This is a genomic window from Leptospira sp. GIMC2001 (genome assembly GCF_028462125.1).
Classification (GTDB): Bacteria; Spirochaetota; Leptospiria; order Leptospirales; family Leptospiraceae.
Genome location: NZ_CP115467.1, coordinates 299827 through 325660 on the forward strand (window position 1 = coordinate 299827; position 25834 = coordinate 325660).

The 25834-nt window shown below is 37.1% G+C and carries 21 protein-coding genes; 3 read left to right on the forward strand and 18 right to left on the reverse strand.

Features of this window, described 5'->3' with window-relative positions; translation table 11 throughout:
• Positions 1-12: 12 nt before the first annotated feature.
• From O4O04_RS01415 to O4O04_RS01425, 3 genes are all read left to right on the forward strand, one after another.
• On the forward strand, positions 13-1893 hold the full coding sequence (locus O4O04_RS01415; RefSeq protein ID WP_272531470.1) for a methylmalonyl-CoA mutase family protein: 1881 nt from the start codon (positions 13-15) through the stop codon (positions 1891-1893).
• An 80-nt stretch (positions 1894-1973) separates the two neighbouring features.
• A complete protein-coding gene (gene cutA / locus O4O04_RS01420) occupies positions 1974-2297 on the forward strand; it encodes a divalent-cation tolerance protein CutA (RefSeq protein WP_272531471.1) in 324 nt (107 codons plus the stop codon).
• A gap of 2 nt (positions 2298-2299) precedes the next feature.
• Positions 2300-2695: a DUF5329 family protein gene (locus tag O4O04_RS01425; protein ID WP_272531472.1), complete on the forward strand. Its 396-nt coding sequence runs from the start codon at positions 2300-2302 to the stop codon at positions 2693-2695.
• Between the two features lie 21 nt (positions 2696-2716).
• On the opposite strand, the gene O4O04_RS01430 is transcribed toward O4O04_RS01425, so the two are convergent.
• The 18 genes from O4O04_RS01430 to O4O04_RS01515 form a co-directional block, all read right to left on the reverse strand.
• Entirely contained in the window at positions 2717-3211 is a 495-nt protein-coding gene (locus O4O04_RS01430; RefSeq protein ID WP_272531473.1) for a GDYXXLXY domain-containing protein, read from the reverse strand.
• A complete protein-coding gene (locus O4O04_RS01435; protein WP_272531474.1) occupies positions 3198-4295 on the reverse strand; it encodes a DUF4401 domain-containing protein in 1098 nt (365 codons plus the stop codon). Before O4O04_RS01435 ends, O4O04_RS01430 begins: the two co-directional genes overlap by 14 nt.
• Positions 4292-5233: a DUF2157 domain-containing protein gene (locus tag O4O04_RS01440; protein WP_272531476.1), complete on the reverse strand. Its 942-nt coding sequence runs from the start codon at positions 5231-5233 to the stop codon at positions 4292-4294. The genes O4O04_RS01435 and O4O04_RS01440 overlap by 4 nt, the downstream gene beginning before the upstream one ends.
• 9 nt (positions 5234-5242) lie before the next feature.
• A complete protein-coding gene (locus tag O4O04_RS01445) occupies positions 5243-5536 on the reverse strand; it encodes a ubiquitin family protein (protein ID WP_272531477.1) in 294 nt (97 codons plus the stop codon).
• An 83-nt stretch (positions 5537-5619) separates the two neighbouring features.
• Complete coding sequence (metH, locus tag O4O04_RS01450; protein WP_272531478.1) at positions 5620-9345, reverse strand: methionine synthase; 3726 nt, start codon at positions 9343-9345, stop codon at positions 5620-5622.
• A 237-nt stretch (positions 9346-9582) separates the two neighbouring features.
• A complete protein-coding gene (locus tag O4O04_RS01455; RefSeq protein ID WP_272531479.1) occupies positions 9583-9882 on the reverse strand; it encodes an indolepyruvate ferredoxin oxidoreductase subunit alpha in 300 nt (99 codons plus the stop codon).
• Between the two features lie 160 nt (positions 9883-10042).
• The gene (ahcY, locus tag O4O04_RS01460) at positions 10043-11362 is read right to left on the reverse strand and encodes an adenosylhomocysteinase (protein WP_272531481.1); all 1320 of its coding nucleotides are present in this window, start codon (positions 11360-11362) and stop codon (positions 10043-10045) included.
• A complete protein-coding gene (locus O4O04_RS01465) occupies positions 11343-12329 on the reverse strand; it encodes an ArsR/SmtB family transcription factor (protein ID WP_272531483.1) in 987 nt (328 codons plus the stop codon). The genes ahcY and O4O04_RS01465 overlap by 20 nt, the downstream gene beginning before the upstream one ends.
• A gap of 80 nt (positions 12330-12409) precedes the next feature.
• The gene (pyk, locus tag O4O04_RS01470; RefSeq protein WP_272531484.1) at positions 12410-13864 is read right to left on the reverse strand and encodes a pyruvate kinase; all 1455 of its coding nucleotides are present in this window, start codon (positions 13862-13864) and stop codon (positions 12410-12412) included.
• A gap of 6 nt (positions 13865-13870) precedes the next feature.
• Positions 13871-15865: a hypothetical protein gene (locus O4O04_RS01475; protein WP_272531485.1), complete on the reverse strand. Its 1995-nt coding sequence runs from the start codon at positions 15863-15865 to the stop codon at positions 13871-13873.
• Positions 15866-15906: 41 nt separating this feature from the next.
• Positions 15907-16953: an aspartate-semialdehyde dehydrogenase gene (asd, locus tag O4O04_RS01480; RefSeq protein ID WP_272531487.1), complete on the reverse strand. Its 1047-nt coding sequence runs from the start codon at positions 16951-16953 to the stop codon at positions 15907-15909.
• Positions 16954-16988: 35 nt separating this feature from the next.
• Entirely contained in the window at positions 16989-18509 is a 1521-nt protein-coding gene (locus O4O04_RS01485) for a hypothetical protein (protein WP_272531488.1), read from the reverse strand.
• Positions 18510-18531: 22 nt separating this feature from the next.
• A complete protein-coding gene (locus O4O04_RS01490; protein WP_272531489.1) occupies positions 18532-20055 on the reverse strand; it encodes an MBOAT family O-acyltransferase in 1524 nt (507 codons plus the stop codon).
• A gap of 816 nt (positions 20056-20871) precedes the next feature.
• The gene (locus O4O04_RS01495) at positions 20872-21087 is read right to left on the reverse strand and encodes a hypothetical protein (protein ID WP_272531490.1); all 216 of its coding nucleotides are present in this window, start codon (positions 21085-21087) and stop codon (positions 20872-20874) included.
• A 799-nt stretch (positions 21088-21886) separates the two neighbouring features.
• Positions 21887-22354, reverse strand: a complete 468-nt coding sequence (locus O4O04_RS20395) for a hypothetical protein (protein ID WP_336297477.1) — start codon at positions 22352-22354, stop codon at positions 21887-21889.
• Entirely contained in the window at positions 22255-23379 is a 1125-nt protein-coding gene (locus O4O04_RS01505) for a hypothetical protein (RefSeq protein ID WP_272531491.1), read from the reverse strand. The genes O4O04_RS20395 and O4O04_RS01505 overlap by 100 nt, the downstream gene beginning before the upstream one ends.
• A gap of 49 nt (positions 23380-23428) precedes the next feature.
• Complete coding sequence (locus O4O04_RS01510; protein WP_272531493.1) at positions 23429-24421, reverse strand: hypothetical protein; 993 nt, start codon at positions 24419-24421, stop codon at positions 23429-23431.
• Positions 24422-24424: 3 nt separating this feature from the next.
• Entirely contained in the window at positions 24425-25705 is a 1281-nt protein-coding gene (locus tag O4O04_RS01515; protein WP_272531494.1) for a helix-turn-helix domain-containing protein, read from the reverse strand.
• Positions 25706-25834 lie beyond the last annotated feature (129 nt).

Sequence of the window (25834 nt, forward strand, 5' to 3'; positions counted from 1 at the left end):
TAAGGATAGACTTTGGAAAAATTACTCAAAGAATTCGCACCCATATCTCCTGCCGATTGGGAAAAGCTTATAGAAAAAGACCTTAAAGGTCAAGATTATAATAAAAAGTTAGTATGGAATACAGATGAAGGGATCGCTATTAGACCCTACTATACTGAAGAGTCTGTGCAAGATAGAAAGATTGGCCTTCCTCCTGGAATGCCTTCGGACTGGTCCGTTATTGATGAAGTTTCCGATCAAGATTCCGATACTGCAATCAATCAAGCAAAGAAATATATTGACTCAGGTTCGCAAGGAATCAAAATCACATCACTCTGGAACGGCAAATCGGTTCAAGGTGTAAAACTATCAAGCAGAGATGAAATAATTAAATTTTCTAATAAACTACTAGAATTAAATTCGAATAGTAGATTCTACTGGGATACTGGATCTTCAACTAATGCCTATCAGGTTGCTTTTCTGGAGTCTGTCGCAAAAAATAAGATTTCTATCCAAGGCGCTTTTCTCCAAGATCCAATGTCTGCTTTGACTGTCTGTGGTGAATTCCCCAATACCAAAAGCAAAACCTTCTCTCTTCTACATGACAGCATCCAAATATCTGAATCTTCTAATACAAATTTTCGAGCATTTTCAGTCGGTGGTCATAACTTTTCAATGGCGGGCGCAAACTTAATTCAAGAAATTGCATTCACCTTAGCTATTGCATCCGAATACCTTTCCATTCTTACAGAATTAGGACTGAGTAGCTCAAGTATTGCTTCACAAATCTGTTTTCGATTGCAAGTTGGTTCCAATTATTTTCCAGAAATTGCGAAATTTCGCTCTTTCCGATTTCTATGGAATAAACTTCAAGAATTCTACGGAATTCCTATGCAAGATAGAAACTGCCATATTTATGCTGAGACATCATCTTGGAATACGAATCTTTTCGATCCTCATGTAAATATGATTCGTTCCACTACAGAAGCTATGGCGGCAATCATTGGTGGATGTGATTCACTTTTGGTTCAACCCTATGATACAGTTACTTCCAATGGTGATGATTTCTCTAAAAGAATTGCAAGAAACGCTCAACTTTTACTTAGACATGAATCCTATCTTGGTAAAGTAGAAGATCCGTCTAATGGTTCTTATTACATCGATCACTTAACGTTTGAATACGGAGAACAAGCTTGGAGATTATTCCAAGAAATCGAAGCAGAAGGTGGATATCTTAGATCCTTTCAAGATAACAAAATCCAAAATCGAATTCAGAAAGTTGCCAACTTAAAGCGAGAAGCAATCCGAAACAAAAAAACTCCTCTACTCGGAACTTCTCAGTACCCGAATCCAATAGAAAGCAATCCACTTCAATCTTCAAAAATATTTCTACAGACGAACACTGCTCCTTTTCCTGAATTTATAGGAGAATCGGATATCAAAGCTGAAGCTGTTCCAACTTGGAGAGCTAGTGAAGATTTCGAAGATCTAAGACTTCGAGTCATTGAACATGAGAAGAAAACATCAACCAAACCAAAAGTATTTATACTAGCGACTGGTAACCGTTCTATGCGTACGGCAAGAACTAGTTTTACGACAAACTTTTTTGGTGTGGCGGGTTTTGAAATTATAAATCCTGGTGCATTTGATTCGACCAACGATGCAGAAAAGATACTCGCAAACTCGAAAGCTGATATTATTGTTCTCTGTTCAAGTGATGAGGAATATCTTGGTTTGGTTCAGAACAATGCGGATATCTGGAAGAAAATGCTCCCTAATTCTAAGCTAGTTATTGCAGGCTTCCCTCAAGATCATATCGAAGAATTAAAAAAGTCTGGAGTTGATGACTTTATCCATGCTAAGTCCAAATTGTATGATACCTTACTAGCCTGGGTTGATAAATTGTTGAACTAGTCAATTTTCACTAGTCAGATACTCTTTTGAAATAATTTTTTTCTTGTAATGACTATTCGGATAATATGAAATAGTTTATTATGAAAGAATATATCGTATACACAGCGATTAACGATCGCGATTGGGCAGATGAGTTTGTATCAACTCTTCTAGAACAAAAACTCATAGCGAGTGCTACTTTTTTCCCTGACGTAGAAGTCATGTATATGTGGGATGGACATCTCACAGTTGATAAAGAATTCAAGCTCATGATGAAAACTTATGAAGACAAAATTCCAGCAATTGAAGAAATGATTGCGAGCAAACATCCTTATATTGCACCAGAAATCATTGCTATAGAAGCAAGTTTCGGATCGGCAGAATTTCGCCTCAAAGTTACGGATAAAATCAATAAAAATCAGTAGTCGTGAACTCGATCAGAAGCTTAAAATTATGGATTGTCTCTGCATTATTGGTAATGATACCAATACTTGGATACAATTCGTACGCACAAGTACAATCTGAATTTGATCAAGACTTACAGACATTGCTAAATAATTTAGAGAATTGCAATTGTATCTATATTAGAAACGGATCCGAATATACAGCATTACAAGCAAGGCAGCATATGGAATTGAAAATGAAATCTTCTCGCGGAATGATTTCTACAATTCCTAATTTCATCAAGCATATAGCAACCAAATCATCAATGACAGGAATTCCCTATCTTATTAAATTCAAAGATGGCAAAACTATTGAATCGTCGGTATGGTTAACTGATCAATGGGAGATTCTAAAGAAATCTAAATTGAATAATCAGTAAGAAAATTTTAAATACTAAGCATTATAGTTTATTGCCTTCTGCATCATACATACCTACAAGTAAGCTGTTGCCAACACGATCAACCATCAATCCACCATATTTTGCTTTCTCAAATTGAGACGCAGATCCTTCTTCAAAAAAATAAGATTCAGCTCCGATAGAAAGATTGGAACGACTGAATCCTTTTGAATATCGGATCACATATTCTCCATCATTCAATGGTTGAATATCATCCTGAAGACGAACACGTTGTCCAATACCATTGGAATCTAAAGTCACAACAATAAAGCCTCGTTTAGGAATATCATCGATATTCATCTCATTTGTAATCGCATATCTAAGCTCCATATAGTCGCCTTGAATCAAGGATCTTGGATCAACTGGTGCAAGTTCGAACTTAATCAACTCTCCTTTGGCAAGTAACTCTTCTTTATTCATAACTGAATAATTCAGGTAAATCAACAGAAGTGATAAATTACCCAAAATAAAAACTGATTTAAAATTATTGAGCTTCATTCTTGAAATCCTTAGGGAATCTTTTAATAATAACAGAATAAATTCCAAGACAGAGTAACCCAGAAACCAAAAGAATCCCTGATTTTTCTATCAATGTAAAACTAAGATTATAGTAGTATTGGAAAAGAAAATATACAAGTCCAACCAAACCTGCGACCAATCCCGAATTATAATTTACATAAAAGCACAAAAATATAATCAAAAAAGATCCAGATATAGCTGGATAGAACAGAGTTGGAATTAACAAAACAAATGTTAAAACCAAAGCTAAAATTCGTTCGTTATCATTTAAACCGAGAACCCTACTCAATCGATAAAAGATAAAAACCAATATACATCCAATTATCATAATGGATGTTAGCGCTTGAAGAATTGAATTCTTCTCAAAATCAAAATTAGAGAATGACAATGTATTCAAAAAGAAAATTACAAGAAAAACTGCAATAGAACCCAATCTAACTGGATCATAGATTTTGCTCAATTTATTATATCTTGCTATTATAAAAGATTCTTTCATAAGTAAAAATGTTATGAACCAAGCCAGTAGAATTGTATAAATATAATTGATCTCTCCATAATAATCTTGAAGATTCCAATTGATTAGAGAAATCAAGCTTGTATGAATGGACAACACAGCCAGTAACAAGACCATATAACTGGGAGAAAAAATAATTGTCACTATGGCAATTGCTAACATAGCGATTGATACAAGATTATCATTTAAATCCAACCCAAAAAGACTATATCCAACAAGTATAATCCCAGAAAGATAAGCAGATATTATAAACGATTCATATACCAATTCATGTACTATCGTGCTCATATAAATGGAACCAGCAATCAGTATCAAGCCCAAAATTAACAAAGTATAATACGAACTATTGAATTCAAAAAGCATCAGAAAACCGAAAAAAGCTAAACTAGAAAGGAGCGCTCCAAACATAGTAAAGCCGAGCATAGCAATCGATATGGAATTTTTAGATTGTAATTCTGATTCAGAAATTATTTTTTCTTCATCATAAACAAATTTTGATCCTTCAGCTTGCTTCGTTTTTAAGATTAAATTTTTCAACTTATCATTCATGATTTACTGATCCTATTCCCAAACAAGATAAGGTGAGTGACAATCCAAACAGTAAATACGATATAAACTGTCACGAAAAGAAACATTAATGCATCATCACTTTGCTTTATAAAAAATGCAGAACTAATTATAATAAAACTGTACGCAATGGCTGCGATGAAAAATCTTTGATTCTTCAAAACACCATATATCATTCCTCCTAAGTAAGATAAGAATGTCACAAGAGCTAGTAAAGTAAAGTATTTCCCCGGAGTGAACATTCCAAAAACCATTCCCAATGTAGAAAAACAAAGTGCCACCGATCCAACTACATAAATGAACCAATTAGGAATAATCAGATTCTTCTTATATTCATTATAGCTAATGCTAAATGACAATACGATCAGATTGAATAGGAAAATAAAAAGGAAGATTAGATTGTCACTTATGCCATTTTGCGTTTGTTCAAAAAATAAATAAATAGATGTATTGATAAGCCCAATATATAGCAACCATAAGGCAGAAAAATTGGAGATTACCACCCAAATGGAAATACAAATTGTCCAGCCGATAAAAAAATCGTAAGCATCAGCGCCAGTCTGATAGATCTGTCCGAACACTCCGAACAAAACTCCAACAAGCAAGCTGATAGAGGTTAATAAGATATTTTTGACAACATCATTCCATTTGGTGAATACAATCAGACCGCAGATCAACAATAAGAGAGATTCAATGATTCCGATTTTTATAAATTTATGTAAGGAAGCCCAATTATATGCAAAGAAGAAAACTATAGCTAGGGCAACAAAACTTACTCCGATACTTAGGAAAAATATTCTTAAGAAAAATGCCCAAGAAACAAAAGGTCTATAGACTGATTCCTTGAGTGCCTGGTCTATTCCTTGTTCAGACCAATTGCTATATTGCCTTAGTAAATAAATATCATTTCTTTCGCTCATTTCCAGCTATCATTTGCCGACCTGCTTACGAATGGAAAGAATTAAATCTTGCTTGGTAATATTTTCTTTTGGTTTACCCAATTTCAAAATCCGAGTCTTGCTTTGATCAGATGAATCCTTCGCCGTAATCAAAGTCTCAAAAACGGGACAATTATTATCGTCACATCCAAATTCCTGGATATCAACCAGTTCATCGGATGTTAGATTCCAATATTCTATGAGCCAAGCTTTCAATTTTGGATGAAAACTATATTCTTCATCTGGCTGAAATTTCCCAGAATATGTTGTGGTATGTGCATGCATAGAGATTAGACTACATTCGATCTACATTCAAATATTCGAAAATTACCACTGAGATGTAGACTCCGATTCAGCAGAAAGATAGCTCAGACTACAGCAGCCGCTTTTCTTCTATCATATTCTAGATAAGGCTCTAGCCATTTTTCCACTTCGTCCGTTGTCATTTTCTTGCGAACAGCATAATCTTCCACTTGATCCTTAGATATTTTACCAACTGCAAAATACCTGGACTCAGGATGAGAGAAATACAACCCACTCACCGAACTCGCAGGCCACATTGCACAATTTTCCGTTAGGCTAATACCTGTAGTCTCGGTTACATCCATAAGTGAGAATAGAGTAAATTTCTCAGTATGATCAGGAGAAGCTGGATAACCAGCAGCTGGTCGAATACCTTGGTATTTTTCTCGAATCAAATCATCCGAACTCAGATTTTCATCCTTACCATAGCCCCACTCTTCTCGAATCTTTTTATGCATGAGTTCTGCAAATGCCTCAGCTAGTCTATCTCCAATTGCTTTGGCTAGAATAGAATTGTAGTCATCGTTTTTGTCGGCAAAGCCTAACGCATATTCATCCACACCATGACCTGTGGTTACAGCAAAGCCTCCAATATAATCGGTCTTACCAGAATCTTTTGGTGCGATAAAATCCACCAAAGAATAGTTAGGCTGCCCGTCTGGTTTATCCATTTCTTGTCTTAACATATGAAAAATAGTTTTTACTTCTTTTCTGGACTCATCCGTATACACTTCAACATCCTCACCAACTGCATTTGCTGGAAAAAATCCAACAACAGCTCTTGCACGAAATGCCTTTGTATCAATAACTTCTTTTAACATTTTCTGAGCATCAGCAAAAAGTATGCGAGCCTGCTCACCCATATTTGGATCTTCCAAAATCATCGGGTATCTTCCTTTGAGCTCCCAAGTATGAAAGAACGGTGACCAGTCGATAAATTCAGCAATCTCACTCAATGAGAAGTTATCATAGACTTTTGTTCCAATGAATGATGGTTTATATGGAGTGTATGTTGACCAGTCTATTGGCGTACGATTTGCACGAGCTGACTCAAGAGAGACAAGATTTCGTTCGTTTTGACGATTGTAGTAATTTTCTCTTATACGATTCTGTTCTTTCTGTAGTTCTTCGAGATACGCATCTTTCGTTTTCGGATTCAACAAAGAGTTGACGACATTCACAACTCGAGAGGCATCTAGAACATGAACCACAGGACTTGAATAAGCTGGAGATACTTTAACGGCCGTATGCGCTGGACTCGTAGTTGCTCCACCGATCAACAAAGGAACTTTGAATCCTTGCTTCTCCATTTCTTCGGCTACGCCAACCATCTCATCTAAGGAAGGTGTAATCAAACCCGATAATCCTATAATATCCGCATTATGCTTTCTTGCTTCATCCAAGATTTTATCAGTAGCCACCATAACGCCTAGATCAATCACTTCATAATTATTGCATGCGAGAACTACACCAACAATGTTCTTACCAATGTCATGAACATCACCTTTAACTGTCGCAATAAGAAATTTCTGTTGTTTAGAATTGTCTTTGTTTTTCTTCTTCTCTTCTTCCATAAAAGGAAGTAAGTATGCTACCGCCTTCTTCATAACGCGTGCAGACTTTACTACTTGAGGAAGGAACATTTTGCCTGCACCAAAAAGATCACCAACTACTCTCATTCCATCCATAAGTGGGCCTTCGATCACATCCAATGGCTTATCGAGCTTAGCTCTGGCTTCTTCTGTATCAATTTCTACAAATTCATCAATCCCCTTAACAAGCGAATGAGTTAACCTCTGTTCAACGGTGCCATTTCTCCATTCGTCTGTTTTCTTCTCAATCTTAGCTCCATCCCCTTTGAAGGACTCAGCTCGATCAATCATACGTTCAGTAGCATCGGGGCGACGGTTCAAAAGAACATCTTCCACTAGTTCTTTTAATTCTGGATCAATCTCTTCATAGACTTCGAGCATACCAGCATTCACAATCGCCATATCCATTCCAGCTTGGATCGCATGGTACAAAAATGCAGAATGCATAGCTTCACGAACGGGATTGTTACCTCGAAAAGAGAACGAAATGTTCGATAATCCACCACTGACTTTAGCACCAGGGCAAAGCTTCTTGATCTCACGTGTAGCTTCAATAAAATCTACAGCATAATTATTATGCTCTTCGATCCCTGTTCCAACTGTTAGAATGTTTGGATCAAAAATAATATCTTGAGGATCAAAATTGGCATTCTCTACAAGTAGATCGTAAGCTCTTTTACAAATCCTAATTTTTTCGTCTTTCGTTGCGGCTTGCCCGTTCTCATCAAAAGCCATTACAATTACTGCCGCACCGTATCTTTGGACTTTGATTGCGTGCTCTATGAATTTTGCTTCTCCTTCTTTGAGAGAAATCGAATTGACGATGGGTTTACCTTGGATACATTTTAGTCCAGCTTCAATGACCGACCACTTTGATGAATCAATCATAAAGGGGACTTTTGTTATATCTGGTTCTGCCGCAATCAAATTCAGATAATGAGTCATGGATGCTTCACCATCTAACATCGCTTCATCAAAATTTATATCTATAATATTTGCACCAGCTTCTACTTGCTGAGCTGCAACAGATACTGCCTCATCGAATTTATCTTCTAGAATCAGCTTCTTAAATTTTGGAGATCCCGTAACATTTGTACGCTCACCAACCATTAAGAATCCGATTGACGGTGTAATATTCAGAGGTTCCAAGCCAGAAAGTCTACATTGCGGAACGATAGTCTTCAGTTTCCTTGGTGAATGTTTTCTCACTTCAATTGCACCAGCACCGACGTGTTCTGGTGTTGTTCCGCAACATCCGCCAGCAATATTCAGATATCCTTCTTTTGCAAAAACTCCAAGCCATTTACCGAATTCTTCGGGAGTCTGGTCATATCCACCGAATGCATTCGGTAGTCCTGCATTCGGATAACAAGAAACATAACATTCAGCAATTCTAGAAATTTCCGCTATATAAGGCTTCATCTCTTCAGCACCTAATGCACAATTGATGCCAACGCTAAGAGGTCTTGCATGACGTATCGAGTTGTAGAATGCTTCGGCAGTTTGACCTGAAAGAGTTCGTCCAGACGCATCCGTAATTGTTACTGATATTGATACAGGAAGACGAACTTTCATTTCATCAAAAACATTCTCAATAGCAAATATTGCCGCTTTCAAATTCAGAGTATCAAAAGTAGTCTCAGGAAGCAGAATGTCTACACCTGCTTCAATAAGGGCACGAGTTTGTTCAGAATAAATGGATACCAATTCATCAAAGCTCGTTGCCCTGTAAGCTGGGTTGTTCACATCAGGAGACATGGAAGCTGTTCTATTGGTCGGGCCAATCGCTCCTGCTATAAAAATAGGTCTTGTTGGATCCTTCTCATGAAATCTTCTTTTGGCATCTAACGCACATTCTACGGATGCTTTGTTTAGTTCTACAACCAACTCTTCTAATTTATAATCAGCCTGTGAGATTTTATTTGCTGAGAAAGTATTCGTCTCCAAAATATTCACTCCAGCTTCCAGAAATTTTAGCTGTATATCAGAAATTATATCAGGTCTAGTTATTGAGAGAAGATCATTGTTGCCTTTGAGCGGGAATTTATGATCTTTAAAACGCTCACCCCGAAAGTCCTCTTCTGTCAGTGGATATTTCTGGATCATAGTGCCCATTGCACCATCTAAGATAAGTATCTCTTTTTCTAATAAACTCAGTAATAATTTCGAGGATTCCGTTGTATATTTTGGAAATTTCATTCTTTCTCCTGTTTTCAATTGATATTAAGCAGGTTTTCCGACCTGCTGATTCATTCATGCACAATACAGTGCTATGCGATCTATATCATATATTCCAATTGAAATACGCTATTTACAATATATGATAATTAGATCATTCCATGTTACAAACACTATATACAATATTTGGTAATTAATTAAAACTATTGTATATATGCAAAATTCTATCAATAGATAAAAGCTTCTAACCGATTACGATTATTTGCTTGGATCCACGCATTTCGGACCCTTTAACGCAGCCTTAGAATTCAAAATCACGGGAAATTTGGCTGCTTCATCAGCGTTTTTCTGTGTCCAAGATTTGAATTTCTCTGGAACTTCATAATCTGGAAAAATCGCCTCAATCGGGCATTCGTACATGCAAGCATTGCAATCTATGCAAGTATCGGGATTTATATATAAAATATCATCAGCTTCATGAAAAGCTTCTACCGGACATACTGCCGCACAACTTGTATATTTACAATCAACACATAACTCTGTTACTACGTAAGTCATATTCTAGATGGAGTTTAGAGGACAGAGGCAGCACTGTCTTAAGCATCCCATTCCTTATTCAATTTTTAAACTGCCCATATCAAAACCAAAAATACTTGGGATGCGAGCTCCAAAAAATTGGAGTCTCTGCTATCCCAAATTTTAAAACTAAGATCCGATCTTAGTATCTGTAATGCTCTGGCTTGTAAGGTCCTTCTTGAGGAACACCTAGATAGTCAGCTTGTTTTGGATTCAGTTTTGTGAGTCTTACTCCAAGATTTTCTAGATGGAAAGCTGCAACCTTTTCATCCAATTGCTTAGGCAATCTATAAACGCCCAATTCATACTTGTTATTCCAAAGTTCAATCTGTGCAAGAACTTGGTTTGAGAATGAAGTCGACATTACGAAAGATGGATGACCTGTAGCACAACCTAAGTTTACCAATCTACCTTCAGCAAGAATGATAATTGTTTTACCATCTGGGAAAGTATACTTGTCAACTTGAGGTTTGATTTCTGTTTTTGTAACAGCTTTATCAGCATTGATACGAGCCATTTGGATCTCTGTGTCAAAATGTCCGATGTTACATAGAATCGCACCGTCTTTCATCGCTTTCATATGCTCGTAAGTTATGATGTCATCATTTCCGGTCGCAGTAACAATGATATCAGCTTGCTCAATAATATCTTCTACTCGAAGAACTTGGTAACCTTCCATACAAGCTTGAAGAGCACAGATTGGATCGATCTCTGTGATTACTACTCTAGCACCGAAGTTACGAAGAGATGCAGCGGAACCTTTTCCAACATCACCATAACCACAAACGATACACAATTTACCAGCAAGCATAACGTCTGTTGCTCTTTTGATACCATCTGCAAGTGATTCACGACAGCCATAAAGGTTATCAAATTTAGACTTGGTTACAGAATCATTTACGTTGATTGCTGGAACTTTCAATTCACCTTTCTTAAGCATCTTGTTCAGAGCCATAACGCCTGTAGTTGTTTCTTCGGATATACCACGAACATCTTTCATGAGTTCAGGATATTTCGTATGCATAACATGAGTTAGGTCACCACCGTCATCAAGGATCATGTTTGGTCCAGTTCCTTTGTCATCGAAGTAGATTGTCTGATCAAGGCACCACCAATATTCTTCTTCTGTCTCACCTTTCCATGCAAAAACTGGGATTCCTTTTGCAGCGATTGCGGCTGCAGCGTGATCTTGTGTAGAGAAAATATTACAAGAAGACCAACGAATTTCTGCGCCCAATTCGATTAAGGTTTCAATCAATACAGCAGTTTGGATAGTCATGTGAAGAGATCCTGCGATTCTTGCACCTTTTAGAGGTTTAGACTTTCCATATTCTGCTCTAATTCCCATAAGACCTGGCATTTCTTTCTCTGCCATTTCAATTTCTTTTCTTCCCCATTCAGCGAGAGAAATATCTTTCACTTTATAAGGTAACACTGTAGTTTTAGTTGCTGTTGCGGACATTTAAGTCCTCCTTTTTCTTTGCTTTAATAAAAATAATTTTAAAAACGGAATCTGTTTGTATCTCTTCATCTACTATCACTTCAAATCCAGAAGAGACCAACCAATTGATAAGAATCTTAGTCTCAAAACCCAACCATAGATCTGCATATTTCTCACGCATAAATTCTTGATTGTGTTTTACTAGATCAACAATAGAAAAAATGCCACCAATACTCAAGCAACGAGCGACTTCATTCAGTACTTTGATTGGATCAGAAATATGATGCAAAACCATGGAAGCAACAACGCAATCTGCAGTTCCAGATTTGATTGGTAAGTTTTCTAAATGAGCATATTCAACTTGGACACGTTTATCATTTTTGTATTCTTTCTTGACTGCTTCAATCATCACAGAAGATGAATCGACTGCCAGAACCTTCTCACTGCGTTCCAAAAGATAAGGTATCATTACTCCCGGTCCACAACCTAAATCAAGAACCAAGTTCGTGTTAGCTGGGATGGAATCGACCAATTTTGCTCTATAAATATTAGAATTGATAAACTCTTCTTGAACTTTTTCCCATTTCTCACCAAGATTATTGAAAAATTCCTGGCTTCTCTCGGCTCTTTTGCCAAGGACAATATTTGCGTTACGCTGATCCGTCTCGCGACTTGGTAGATCTTCTATATAGGAAATAATTAAATTCGTAAGTTCTGCGGCGAAATCTTGATTTTTTTCTACAAGCCCATAATAAACCCACGAACCTTCTCTTCGAGATTTGAGCAGTCCTGCATCTGCAAGAATTTTGAGATGTCTTGAAATTCGAGACTGACCCATAGAAAGAATCTCTATGATCTCATTCACTGAGAAATCTCCGTAAGATAAAATATGCAAGATCCGAACACGAGTCTCGTCCGACACAGATTTGAGTGCCGGTAAAATGGCAGATTTTTGCCTATTCAGAACATCGGAGAGGATCGTTACCATGATATCTAAATATCAACATATCAAGAATTCTTGATATCGTCAAGACAAAATTAGGAAAAACGACCAGTATTTGAAATTTTTTATTTCACTTCACGGATTTGGATCGTATCCACGCGTTCTTCGCCTGCAATTGCATCGGAAAGAATCACAACACGATCACCTTTTTCGACCATTTTTTCCTTCAAAAGTGTCTCAATCGCTTGTTTGATGGTTTTTTCTGGATCGCTTGAAAAGTCCATTCGATAAGGAATCACCCCACGATTGAGCCACAACTTTCTTCGAACAGAAGTCATATTGGTAAAGGCGTGAACGATCGCCGTACTCGGGTGGAAGGAAGAAACATGATTCGCCATAATACCACGACGAGTAATCACTATGATTGCTGGAGATTTCAAAGAATCTGCAAGATCAGAAGCTGACTTTGCCATTTCCTCTTTTTTGTCTTTAGGGACCTTCAATTTTACATATCCCATTCCACCACTTTGTTCAATTCTTCGAGATATTTTATCCAACATCTCGACACAACGAACGGGATAACTGCCCATTGCTGTCTCACCAGATAGCATGATCGCATCAGCTTCTTCGTATACAGCGTTTGCAACATCCGTAACTTCTGCACGGGTCGGTGACGGATTGTGAATCATCGATTCAAGTAGATGGGTTGCAACAATTACTCTTTTGCCTTCGATCGCACATTTCTTGATAATCCGTCTCTGAATGATCGGAAGATCTTCCAGCGGTACTTCAACTCCAAGATCACCTCGAGCAACCATCACACCATCAGAAACATTGATGATCTCGTCCAAATTTTTGACGCCTTCTTGATCTTCAATCTTCGCAACAATCTGAGCATGAGCTCCTTTTTCTTCGATGATCTTTCTTAATTGAATAACATCATCAACCGATCGAACAAACGATAGAGCAATAAAATCAATTTCTTCTTCTAATCCAAATAAAATATCTTTTAGATCTTTCTGTGTAATGCTTGGAATATTTACACGAATACCAGGAAGATTGATATGCTTTCTCGAACCAAGCTTACCACCGTCGAGAACCTTGCAAAGTAACTCTCCCTCGCGAACTTCTTGTACGGCAAGGTTGATCAATCCATTATCAACTGTAACCTTATCGCCCACTTTTAAATCTTTTACTATATCAATATAATTTACAAATACAGATTTGGCTTCAGCTTCTCGACCTGGAATCACATGGAAAGTAAAAGTCTCTCCAACTTTTAAATCCAACTCATTGTCAACATCACCAGTCCGAATCTCAGGACCTTGAGTATCCATAAGAATCGCAATCGGATTGCCACCCGCCGTATCTTTGTTAAGCGACTTTATATTCCGTATGATCTGGCGATGGAAATCATGATTGCCGTGTGACATATTGAGTCGAGCTACATTCATTCCAGCCATTGCAAGTTTCTTAATCATTTGTTTGTCAGCAGTTGCGGGGCCGATCGTACAGATAATTTTCGTTTTTCTTGCTTTGAGGAGAGGATTCGGATTATTATTCTTTGTTTGTTGTTCCATCTATTCTTATTTCAACTTTGGCAATATACGCTCTAGAAAATCCGCCAAGGATACAGCTAGATCAAATTTTTCTTGATTGGGCATAGATTCCGCTTTCTGCTCTTCAATGATTCCAATCGCTTTTTCTAGTAACCTTTTACCATTTTTCTTCAGATACTGTTTGGAGACAAGAATTGGAAAAGGATATTTTTCAATCTGGTCGCGCACCTGATAGGAATAAATATCCTTCCCACCCTTTTTCTTCATAAAAGAAATCAATTCGTCTTCTTCCATGGAGCCTTCAAGTTTATCCATTAGGTAATTGCGGTCTGGATAGTATCCAAAATCCCAAGCTTCGTCCATGGCAGAAAGGATTTTTTCTAACTTTGCTTTAAGCTTAGGATCTTCTTCGCTATCTGCTCGTTTTTCCGTAAGAATAGATGGTGAACTTCCTTCTTCTTCAAGTAGTTCCAAACGCTGTGATTGCAAGCTTCCATCACCAGATTTTTCGCTAGAGGGTTTGTCTTTCTTGATTCGCTCTTCTGCGATTCGAGTTTTTTCTTTTGCAAGAAATTTGGTTCGCTGTTCATTGATCAAAGCCTTCAGCTTACGATTCAATTTATTTCTGATCGCATCTGCTTCGAATCGATGGACAACTTTATTACCAACCAGAGATCTCCACAACCAAGTAAAAAAAGAAAGATGACGAAAGAGAGCACGATTCTCTATTTCTTCCAAATTGCGAATCAAAGCACTATCGTCGACATGACTATGAACATCCATAAGTCTCAAAACTGTTAGCTCAGCATCATTACCCGTTGAAAGAAAAATATTTTTTGCATTTTGGATAGCTTGAGGAATACCATCTTTATGAAGAATATATTCATGATAACTCAATCTGTCCGCATATTCTGCATACAAAATAGACGGATTCGAAAGAATTGAATTCCTAGATTCCTCATCCAAAAATTCACTTTGAACCCTAAGAAAATTCATATCAATTAATTTTCCTGATGATTGAATGTACACCATTACATCTTCGAAAACTTTTCTTTTTTGTTCTTTGAATTCTTTTTCTTTCTCGTGGTTATAATAATCTGCAAGTAGAATAATCTCTTCTACAACAGTCTTCTGATCCCCATAAGAATCGCTTAGAAATCGGAGAATATTCTCCGCAGTTGGTTTGATGTTTTCGTATTCTTCTGCACTTGGCTCTTCCAAAACTCCAATCCGAACAAGATCTTTTACGATAACATCTCGCATGTAATCTATATAAATTTCTAATCTAGTAAATATTTCCTCTTTTTTGAAATAAAAAAACAGAGATTTATTACCAGCTTTCGATGCTTTATCATTTCGAATAAAAAATAATAACCTATCTTCGACTAACTTTTTTAGTATGGGCTTGAGATGAAGAACAATCGTTGAATCTTTCAATTGTTTTGTTGTATCGAAAATACAATTGAACAAACCACCAATTTCCGTGGATGCATAGGTGTCATATAGTCTATTCTCTTCTATCGCACGATTGATGTTCTGTCGCATTTTCTCAGGACTAGTGGATTGCCTTCGTTCATTGATCCATCGACGAATCGCATCAATGCTAATCTCATTGAGTCCAGTCACATAACGATAACATGTCGTTCCATCTGCTGAAGTCGGTCTGCAGAAGACAGATGAATGCCTAAGATAGGCACGAGGATCGTCTGTATCTCCAGAACCTTCCGTTGGAGCATAATCCAGATAATTCAATTTTTTTATTAATGGAGGTCTAGTTCGGATAGCGTATTCGGAAAGAAAATACTCTAGCTTCTCAGGCTCATAGCTCAAGTCTCTCTCAAGTTGATCTTGATTGGGAAGAATTTTATTTACGGTAAACTTCTCTGTCCACTCGTAAATCGTAATCAATAATTTATAGATTCCCTTATTTAGAAAATCTCCCCTAGATTCTAATGATTGAGAACGCTGCAAAGCTTGTGTATAATCCAAAACTTTCAGCTCGGGGAGATTGGGATCTAGCATAATTCTGCTTGAATACTAACTGGTTAAACTAAGTGAACCGTTTAGATTAGCCCCTTATTTACAATTAATTCTGCATTGAGAACTGCAGCACCCGCAGCACCACGAACTGTATTGTGACTTAACACAACATATTTCCAATCTAAGATCGGATCGGGTCTAAGCCTTCCGAGAACTACAGTCATACCATTACCGGTCATTAAATCAAGTCTTGGTTGAGGACGATCTTGTTCTTCACGATAAACGATAGGATTGGCTGGAGCAGATGGAAGTCCTAATTTCTGTGGCTCACCACGAAAATTTTTCCAAGCTTCTATGATTTCTTTTGAATCTACTTTCTTCTTAAGTTTAACGGATAAGCAAACAGTATGTCCATCGAATATAGGGACCCGATTGCAATGTGCTGACATTTTAAAATCTGCGGGAACAATCTGTCCGTTCTCAACACGACCCAAACATTTTTGTGGTTCCATCTCAGCTTTATCTTCTTCACCACCGATGAATGGAACGATATTGCCCATTATATCCATCGATGGAACGCCTGGATATCCAGCACCCGAGACAGCTTGCATAGAAAATAAAAATAAAGATTCTAAACCGAATAAATCCATCAAAGGCTTCAATGAAATTGTTACACCCATGATCGTACAATTGGAATTAGTTATAATTTTACCGGGAGTTTTCTGATACTGCAGTACATCCAAATGTTCTGGGTTCACTTCCGCACTAAGAATCGGAACATTGGGAACCATGCGATGATTCTTACTGTTTGAAATTACATGGACTCCTGCTTGTGCATATGCAGTCTCTACTTCACCCGCGATACTTGCATCTAAACCTGAGAATACAATTTGTACACCTTGGGTCTCGGATGGAGTTGGAGATGTTACAACTATATCTTTAACGTATTCTGGAATATCTCCTGAGATCTTCCAGCGAGACTTCATCAACTCACCATATTTTTGGCCGACACTTCGTTCCGATGCACAGAGAGCCACAACTTCAAAGAGTTTATGATTTTCTAATAATTCTACAAATCTCTGACCAACAGATCCTGTCGCTCCGAGTATACCAACTTTTACTTTTTTCATGGATAATTTAACCTAGCCTGTCTTACATGCAATTTTTATAAAGCAGAAATTCTCTTGATATATTTAGCATAAATTGAATTCATTTTGATCATTCCACTATAAGTAAAATGGTGAAAATCACTGAATTCCTGCATTCGCAAAGCATCTTTTAAATCTACAAAATGAACTGTATCGCCCTGCATTTTATTTAAATAATCTAAATAATCAGAATACCAAGAAGTATTTTGATACCATTCCAAGGAAATTGGATTCTCGGGATTATTGATAATCAACAAGGGAATATTTCTCTTCTTAAATTCATCGGATATTTTGTTTAAATAATAAAAATGCATAATCGGACGAAATTTTTCATTTGCTAATTTCTTTTTTGCTTCTGCAAGCTCATAAAGATATCGAATACCAGGCCTAGACTCTAAATCCGCAAGCAATCTATAGAAAAAATATTCTCTATATTCAGTGTCACTCATCCCAAGATAGCGCAGATCCTCAGTTCTTTCTTCTCTTTGGTATTGCATTTCTACTTTAGGTTTTTCTAATCCAAAAGTCTGCGACAATCTTACTCCCAATTCGTCCCTGTGATAATCCTTTAGGAAACTATTTGATTCATATGCCTTCCATATGTTAGAAAGATGAACTTTTACAATAGATCTGTCACAAAGTTCAGGTTCCAAAATAATTTTTTTCCAACCCGGTGAATCAATAATTAATTTCTGAGATGTTTTCTGATTCGAAATCGTTATTTCAAGCGGTCCTTTCGCTAGAATATCATCAACTACTTCTATCCAAAATCCTTTCTCTTGGATCTCATCTGTTGGCATAAAACTAAATTCGCGCCCGGTCCAACCCAAAGAGTTTACACGCTCTGGTATCTGAACACCAGCGTAACCGTGGTAGCTTGTATTTCTTCCAAATTTATGATTGTATACGCGCGATAAATTATCCCAAAAAAAATCTTTGTATGCGTAGAATTTAAAAAATGAAGCTATAAATAATTCTGAACGGCGCTCCCAACTCAAATATTTCCACATATAAGTAAGAGTTTCCCAAGGAAAAACGTATTTTGCCTGTGGAGCTTCAATCGATTCCAAAGCATCCTTGATCAATACCTCTTCACGCATGTCTTCTAATTTCTTACCAGGTTCGAGTACAAAGCTTCGATGTAGGCGAAAATCTATAAAATTTACCGGATAAATGACCAAATCTGGTTCCATTTTCCATAATTCTTCCAAAAACAAATATAAATAGAGAGGACTTTTTCCTGCATAGGAAAAGTATTCAACTGCTACTTCCTGACCAATATCTTTTCTTAATTGTTCGGAGAGGAGCGACTGATCAATGCTATAGTATGCGATACTGGATCCAACAATAAATATCCTTGGTTTGGACTTCGGTTTATTGCTAATTGACTTAGTCTCATAAATAAAATTATAGAAATGGTTCGTATTCCAAGCACTTGTATTGGGTAGAACCCAGAGTAAATAACGGAAAAATAAAAAATCAATAAAGAAAATGGATACAATAAATACCAAAACGTACTTAGTATTTGAAGCCTTCATGCCTCCATAGTTTTACAATACATCAGAAAACAAAGTAAATAAAAGGCTTGGTATCAGCACTCAATAGAACAAAAGCGATCAGTACGAAAGCTGCTACAATTGAATGCAGATAGGTAAATTTCTTTTCCATCCAGTAACTCGGGTGCCTTTTTGTTGCACCTAAATAATGTCCTATCAAACATATTGCACTGACCCAGAAGAGATCCAATCTCATCGAATAAGGAATATTGAGTCCTGATCGATTCGCAAATAAATTATTGATTATTTGGTCCGTTGTGTTCCAGTCGGGAGACCGAAATAAAATCCACAAAAAACTCACCGCGCAGAATACTACAATAGACAAAATACCTTTTGTAAATCTATTGAATTGATTAACTCGATCTTTCCATTGAAAATATCTTTCTATAGCGAGCAAAATTCCATGAATACAACCCCAGACTAGAAAATTCCAGCTTGCACCATGCCATATCCCACCAAGCATCATCACGATAAATAAATTTCTAAACGTAATCCATCTGCTAATCCGATTGCCACCAAGTGGAATATACAAATAATCCCTGAGCCAAGAACTCAGACTTATATGCCAACGATTCCAAAAATCCGTAATCGTAGATGAGGTATAAGGCATATCGAAATTTTTTGAGAGCCTAAAACCAAATAAAAGTGCAAGTCCGATTGCAATATCTGTATAACCACTAAAATCCAAATAGATCTGTAAACTATAAGAGAAAACTCCAAACCACGTAAATGACGAAGATACGGCATCTGGGTATTTATAAATAGTATCACTTATCTCGGCTATTCGATCCGCAAGAACTGCCTTTTTAAAAATTCCAAGAAAAATCCATCCAAAGATAGCAGCCAACGGAATTTCAGACCAAGAAATCCGCTTCAATAACTGAGGCAAAAACTCCTTAGCCTTAACAATCGGCCCTGCAACAAGCTGAGGGAAAAAGGAAATATACAACAAATATCGAAAAAAAGAAGTCTCCGGTCTAATCACAGATCGATAAACATCAATCGTATAGCTCATACTCTGGAAGATAAAAAAGGAAATTCCAAGCGGTAAAACAATCTCCGAGATCCAAGTGGGAGAAGTAACTGTGCTTATTGCTCCGATAATACCGAAACCATTACCCTCGAAGGTTCCATTAGAGCCGGAAAACCAGAAATCTGCATTCTCAAAAAGCAATTGACAATATTTAATCAATTTAATGATCAATTCTGAGCATGTTTCTATCAATAAACCGAAATACTTAAAGAAAAGTAAAACGCTCAAATCGATAGTTACAGAAAAAATCAAGAGCAGTTTTCTTAGCTTCTGATTCCGATTTAAATTAATGCCTAATCCTAAGCAATAATCAGAAAATGCGACTAAAATCAGAATGCAAATATGGTTTCCATTCAACAAAGAGTAGAAAACCAGAGACGAAATCAGAAGGATCGCACGGTATCCAGTATCGCGAGATGGAGTTCGATCGATAAGTTCATCTTTCGAAGATTTTAGTAAAATCCGTTCGCTTCGACCCTCCTTTCCATTTTTCATTCGCTTTGAATAAGAGATGTAAATGCTTATTATTAATCCATAAAATGAATAAATTAGTAAAGTAAGTATCAGAAAGCTTGCAAATATTGAAGAGGTAAAAATCATTATAAAATGGCTAAATTAAGATCTCTATCCATGCTTTGCTACGTTCAGATGTCCTTCAACTCGAAATTTGAATGCAAAGGATTTTGATCTGAGTTTATTCATACCAAGGGAGTAAGAAAATTATGTCTCATTACAGAAAATATAGAAAATGCTAAATCCGATATTTTGCTTATTTTTAGGTATATTTTTGATTGATTACATAATTCTGTTTTTAAATACCAATACGATAGGCTTATTTCATTAAAAATCCCATAATACTAGTCATATTTATGACCATTATTAATCATTAAATTCCATTCCTATTCCGAAACGCTATTATTCTATAAGTCTTCAGGACTAAATTACCCTTTCTCAAAATTACAGGAATAACCAAGCACGATATAAAGATGACTGCTCTCCTACAGGATCTTCTGGACGATACTGCCTAAATTCGATCCATATTTATATTATTTATGCACATCTAATTTGAAAATAATAAGCCTTAATTCACTTAATAACAAGCAATAAATATAGGTAACATCGATGAACAAGGTCCAGCCGCTCACCGATTGGATTTGACTCACTTCGAAGCTTCGGATACTCGAGACTTACACGCGAGAAAGCAAGGAAGCGCGCTAAATTAATCTTTTTTATGCCAATTTTTAGACAAATGTAAATACTTAATCATTTATATGCAAATATTTGAGCATATATGTTAGGCGGTCTCTAGATTCACACTACATACTTGCAAGTGACACCACAATTTGGACAGATGCAAGTGACTTCTGCCTTAACTCGCCTACCTTTTGCTGATTCTACTTTGCCAACAGCAACAAAATCAAAAGGAACACCTTCTGAGACATAATGCCCTGATCCGTATTTGGCGGTTCCTTCAATCTGATTACCGCAGGCATGACATTTAACTCTTAAACGAATAGATTCGGCCATATTTCTTCTAAATTTACCGAATGCGTCCAGGTTTGGAATCTATTTTAAATAGGACATAATGGCATACGTAGGAAATTTTCATTATAATGACAAATTGTCAGGAATATGGCATGTTTCACGGATGATACATCTCCTTTAAATAATGAGCAGACTACGCCATATCACGGAAAAAGGATTTTTATCGTTGAACTTGGCTTTAACTCGGTAGGTTGGTTTATTCTTCTAATTTGGTCAGATATACCTATGGTCTCTGCGATCTTAGCTAGATATCCCAATTGCTAACTTTTTTATAACTTCAAATTTCTGACCATTGAATCAGCGATCTAAATGCCCTATTCTAAAGCTTGGGATAGACTTTGATTATTGACGGATGATGGTCATTTGCTACCTAATTGATTGCATTTCGTTAGTTATTTCGGGAAAAATAGAGTATATATTTCTCTTTTTTCCGCACCGATACCGTGTTTATAAGACGAATTTTGAACTTTTGAAGGCACTCTTTTTGTAACTGCCTAGTTTCGGGATTGAACCATCACCAAATCTGCTTGGCATTTAGATTTCCAACTGACCAAAGCCCACCTTTTATATAATTGCTCAAATATAGGCAATTTATTTCGGCAATTAAGGTCTTGCGTTGGCATTTACTAGTAAACAACGGTATTTGGGCAGAAAGTGACGTATTTTAGTCAATTAAATATTTAAAATTAAGCACTTATTGGGACTGTGCACCCTACACTAAAGATTTTGTTTTTTGAGGATTTTTGATAATCCACTTTTTTCTGGAAGTGGATTTAGGAATTTATTTTTTTGAAGGGGATTTGGTCGCAGTTTTCTTCTTTTTTGCAACTTTTTTGGTTGTAGCCGACTTACTAGTTTGTGATGGAATCGGCTTATTGGTTGGCTCTTTTGTTTTCTCTTGGGTTACACTAGAAGAAGATATTTTCTCTTTCTTAGGTTTTGCCTTTTTTTCTAAGCCATCTGCATCGCTTCCGTATCCAACGGGTCCGTTTCCAAGCCTCTCATTGCGCTTCACCATATAGATAAAATGCCTTACATATTGAGTATAGGGTTCAGGTACTTCTTTGGGTTCAAAATCTAATGGTTTGTCAATTAGGATCTTAATTGAGCTGAGAGCCAAGTCCTCTTTGCTCGTAAGCATAAGTACTTCTAGGCGTTTACAGATCTCGTGGTCATTAACTTCCACTGAAAGTCTTCGCATGGCAGCGAGGAGCTTATTGAAAGCGATTCTTTTTGGTTTGGAAGCCATACGGATATGTTTTCAAAAACGACTATTTTTTCAATGTTATTTTGCTCTTGGTAAGAGCGTTTTGGCAATCCTATTCCCGCTGAAGCATTGCTGTCCGTATCACTTAAAATTCGGGACAAAATGTTCACAACTTTCGATTGCCGATCTATTAACTTAGAATTTCTAACTGATAGGAATGTTTTGTAATCCAGCAGATTCGCAGTTTTGCTATTGGCAATAATGCAGTTCGGTAACAACCCTACTGAACTCAATCCAAACCTTGAACCCAGACTATCGATAGATTTCGAAGTTCTATCCACTCGAATCATTAATGTGATACGTTCGTTGCCATTGGAGACAATAGAAATAAAATTTCTATCTCCGTTGTATTCACCGAGAAAGGCACCATTGAAAAATCCTGAAAAATTGTTGGTCGAATGATTTGCGGCTCCGATTAGCAGATTTTCCATTAGCGTTGAAAAAGATAATGTCGAATCCAATTCTTCATTCAGCTTAGCGAAGGAGTTATTGAAATTCGGTGAATTGACCTTTGTTCTCGAAAGCTGTCCAATTCCGATCACGTAGAGACTTGACCCGCTGCAAGAATTGGAAATTTCTACTCTGTGTTCCGGAACAGAAATTTGTCGGATGGAAAAAGATAGAATATTGATGTTCTCTGATTTAGTTGAGCCGAGCGCAGGCTTGTCTTCTTGTATCTGGATTCTATCTTCGTTGGCTAAGATGATTGGAGAAGGATCGGAAACTTGCCCTTCCCATTCAACCATGGTGATCGAATTTCTTTGCTGACCATCCATTGCAAAAATTCTCTCGACTTCCGAATTATGGAATTTAGATGCATTAGCTTGATCATCCTGAGCATACAAAGATCCAGAGAAAGAGAAAAATATAACAAGGAAACCCAGAGCAGAAATCTTTCCTGAAATATTAATCCCAGGTTCAAATTTTGCTCGAGTGGAGCTGTTCTCAGCCTTCCCACCTGCACGAAAAATTCGTGCCAGATTTATTATTTTTTTCTCTAAATTCATGACTTATATACCTATTTACTGGCATTTTCGTCAAAAAAGCAAGTTTTTTTTAGGTCGAAAGGATTTTTTTGACTCTAAGTTTCCATTCCCAGAGAACTAGCTCTTTCTCTAGTTCCCGACACTCGTCTTGCTCTTTAGAAAGCAAAGTGTACAACATTGCCGCTATGTCCTTGCCCAAACCTTTCTGAATTTCCATTTCAAAATTATCCACTTCCCATCCAAGGATTTGGACAGACAATCGGAAAGCTTCATTGAGGGCGATCAACTTATCCTTGTTAACTCTAAGCTCATCTTTACTGAACTCATTCTTTATCATTACCTCAAGAAAGGTTCTGATAAAGGTTACGTCTTGTGTGCTGAGTTTGAAGTCGAAAAGCAATTGCTTCACTTTATCGAGCTCCATATTTCGGAGATGGATCCGAGCAAGAAAAACGGGGTTCTGAGAATACTGATTGAGATTGCTATTGCTGATTACATCTGTCGCTCTCACTGCATTGAAATCAACGACTTTATCTCCTTTTTCTGCGGCAACAGCTGAGATACGATCTGGAGTGCTTACAATTTTTTTCTTAATAACCAAGATATTCATAGAGGGAAATCGGATCTTTAACGAGACCATATCCGTGCGCGGAATATCTTCATCGACAATTAAATGATTGAACGGGTTTGAATTTTCACAATTGTGAATGAGTTCTTCTTTGTTCTGGAAATGCTGCACAACAACTGGCAAAATATCGCTTGCGCTCCCCGTTGAGAGAAATATGGTTTTGATCTCGTTGGAATATCCATGCTGGTATGGAATTACCAATTTTCCTCCCTTAACATTTACAAAACTCAATTCACCCAATCGGAAATGCCCAAGGTTAAATTCTGAGCCAAGAAAAGCTACATTTGGAACCGAAACAACTATGGATTTGTTTTTGGAGCCGCGAGGAACTTCAGGACCCTGATCTGTAAAAACCACGTAGGTCATTTTTGCAAGACGAACCTTCACAAGAAAACCAGCAGGGGTTTTTCTTTCTTCGTATAGAGAATCTTCCATAAATTATGATAGCCCCAAGTTTTTCATTTTGTATTGCAGGGAACCCCTGGAAATCTTAAGAGCTTTTGCCATTCTTAATTGATTGCCCGAGAATAATTTAAAAGCCAGCATGATTTTCTGACGCTCCAACGCTTCTATGCATTTTGGGAGATCAAGATCTTCCGAATCTGGAAGCCCAGTAACTGCTTGATTATCGCTAGGCTTTTCCCCTATATCTGAGACTCTAACCGGGTTCGATTTGGCAGTCCATATAAGAGTAGAGAGAATATTCCGTAAATTCTCAAGATCGTTGACCTTCATTTTATCAATAATAAATTCTATTACTTCATCCTCAATACCAAGATTTTCTCTGCCAATTGCGTGGCTAAGTTCTTGGAAAATATTTTGGACTATTTGAGTCTGAATGGATCTTCCCAGTTGCGAAAAGCTTTTGATTTGGATCTGATTGTCTTCCAAAATCTCCCAAAAAGGCGAGTAAGGTTCTCTAGGTTTTCGGCCATTTCCAAGGAAAATCACCTTCCCTAAAAAATCAGATTCCGTAAGCCATTCATAAAAAATTCTTTGCTGGCCCAAAGTCAGATTTTCCGAATTCTCAAAGACAAGACTTCCTGATTTCTCAACCATTTGCTCCCAGCTCAGTATGGACTTTTCAAGTTTTCCAAGCTGCTCAGGAATCGTTCCGATGATCAGAATCTCTCCGCTACCACCACTCGATTTATGTAAATATTTGGATAAAGTCTTCTTTCCAGATGCAGAACTACCGTAGACGTATAGAACTTTTTTACTAATACCAGTTTGAACAGTTTGAGCAAAAACTGGATCCGAATCTAGGATTGCTCGGATAGATCCAAACTCATTTGCCGAGAGTGTCGGAACTTTTTTTGGTAACGGTTTAGATAGAGCTTTTGCCAAAAGATACGTTGTCATTGTAGATTGTTCAAGATTGCCAGCATGTTCCAAAAGCACGAAACCTACGAACCGATCACCCTCAGTTATTTTTGCGCTCACAGCAAATTCTGAGTCTTCAAGAAATAACGGGTATTCATCTTTTGCGAAAACTAGAGGCTTTTCTTGAGATTTCATCCTTTCCAAATTCCCTTGGCCTCGTGCGAGGAAGGAATAAAAGAATCCTTGGTCTTCGTATCCAAAGCTGGCTCTTTCTTCAAATCCAGATTGATCCCCAGTCTCCCAAACTAAAATTCCGCAGTTCGCACCAATATCCATTGCTGCACTCTGGAAAAATTCTGATATTTGATTTTCGGAAAGCCCGAAATTACTACCCATAGATGAAAACTGTTTAAAATTAAGCATATTGTCAAGACCGTACAGTTTTTATTGTCGGATATCCGACATTTTTTCACAGAATAATCAACCGAATTTTCCAATGTATTTTTGTGGAATTTGCAAGAGAAA

What these genes read in the sequence shown, in the direction of transcription:
- O4O04_RS01430 (WP_272531473.1), bottom strand. Translation starts at nt 3,211, where the DNA reads ATGAAGCTCAATAATTTTAAATCAGTTTTTATTTTGGGTAATTTATCA.
- O4O04_RS01440 (WP_272531476.1), bottom strand. Translation starts at nt 5,233, where the DNA reads ATGAGCGAAAGAAATGATATTTATTTACTAAGGCAATATAGCAATTGG.
- O4O04_RS01505 (WP_272531491.1), bottom strand. Translation starts at nt 23,379, where the DNA reads ATGAATTTAGAGAAAAAAATAATAAATCTGGCACGAATTTTTCGTGCA.
- O4O04_RS01455 (WP_272531479.1), bottom strand. Translation starts at nt 9,882, where the DNA reads ATGACTTACGTAGTAACAGAGTTATGTGTTGATTGTAAATATACAAGT.
- O4O04_RS01435 (WP_272531474.1), bottom strand. Translation starts at nt 4,295, where the DNA reads ATGAATGATAAGTTGAAAAATTTAATCTTAAAAACGAAGCAAGCTGAA.
- ahcY (WP_272531481.1), bottom strand. Translation starts at nt 11,362, where the DNA reads ATGTCCGCAACAGCAACTAAAACTACAGTGTTACCTTATAAAGTGAAA.
- pyk (WP_272531484.1), bottom strand. Translation starts at nt 13,864, where the DNA reads ATGGAACAACAAACAAAGAATAATAATCCGAATCCTCTCCTCAAAGCA.
- asd (WP_272531487.1), bottom strand. Translation starts at nt 16,953, where the DNA reads ATGAAAAAAGTAAAAGTTGGTATACTCGGAGCGACAGGATCTGTTGGT.
- metH (WP_272531478.1), bottom strand. Translation starts at nt 9,345, where the DNA reads ATGAAATTTCCAAAATATACAACGGAATCCTCGAAATTATTACTGAGT.
- O4O04_RS01510 (WP_272531493.1), bottom strand. Translation starts at nt 24,421, where the DNA reads ATGGAAGATTCTCTATACGAAGAAAGAAAAACCCCTGCTGGTTTTCTT.
- O4O04_RS01465 (WP_272531483.1), bottom strand. Translation starts at nt 12,329, where the DNA reads ATGGTAACGATCCTCTCCGATGTTCTGAATAGGCAAAAATCTGCCATT.
- O4O04_RS01515 (WP_272531494.1), bottom strand. Translation starts at nt 25,705, where the DNA reads ATGGGTAGTAATTTCGGGCTTTCCGAAAATCAAATATCAGAATTTTTC.
- O4O04_RS20395 (WP_336297477.1), bottom strand. Translation starts at nt 22,354, where the DNA reads ATGGCTTCCAAACCAAAAAGAATCGCTTTCAATAAGCTCCTCGCTGCC.
- cutA (WP_272531471.1), top strand. Translation starts at nt 1,974, where the DNA reads ATGAAAGAATATATCGTATACACAGCGATTAACGATCGCGATTGGGCA.
- O4O04_RS01445 (WP_272531477.1), bottom strand. Translation starts at nt 5,536, where the DNA reads ATGCATGCACATACCACAACATATTCTGGGAAATTTCAGCCAGATGAA.
- O4O04_RS01485 (WP_272531488.1), bottom strand. Translation starts at nt 18,509, where the DNA reads ATGAAGGCTTCAAATACTAAGTACGTTTTGGTATTTATTGTATCCATT.
- O4O04_RS01490 (WP_272531489.1), bottom strand. Translation starts at nt 20,055, where the DNA reads ATGAAAAATGGAAAGGAGGGTCGAAGCGAACGGATTTTACTAAAATCT.
- O4O04_RS01475 (WP_272531485.1), bottom strand. Translation starts at nt 15,865, where the DNA reads ATGCTAGATCCCAATCTCCCCGAGCTGAAAGTTTTGGATTATACACAA.
- O4O04_RS01495 (WP_272531490.1), bottom strand. Translation starts at nt 21,087, where the DNA reads ATGGCCGAATCTATTCGTTTAAGAGTTAAATGTCATGCCTGCGGTAAT.